Origin of the sequence: Tropicimonas sp. IMCC6043 (assembly GCF_004146235.1) — a bacterium.
Classification (GTDB): domain Bacteria; phylum Pseudomonadota; class Alphaproteobacteria; order Rhodobacterales; family Rhodobacteraceae; genus Tropicimonas.
The window spans coordinates 1-255 of the sequence record NZ_SELO01000251.1 but is presented as its reverse complement, the minus strand read 5'-3'; the positions used below and the strand labels follow the sequence as shown (position 1 = coordinate 255).

1 pseudogene is annotated in these 255 nt (G+C 66.3%); it reads right to left on the bottom strand.

Annotated elements, in window-relative coordinates:
- Window positions 1–255: pseudogene (locus EU800_RS27455) on the bottom strand (recombinase family protein); the annotation flags it as partial.

Here is a 255-nt window from a genome sequence, read left to right as displayed (position 1 = left end):
CCAGCGTTCTCGCCGCGTCCTGGAGACCCATGCTCGTCGTCAGATCTGGCAGAGCCAGGAGCCGGTGCTCGGCTGCCGCCTTTGCCAGGTGGTCGGCAATGGCGGTTGCGATCATGGTTTCGAGCCTGGTCCCAGGCAGGCGCCAGCCGGTGGGATCGGGACCTCCCGAGATCAGCCGGTTGGACACATAGTAGCGGTGACGCCGACCGGCCTTGATACTGTGCGTCGGGGTCAGCCGATCTCCGGTCTCGTCTC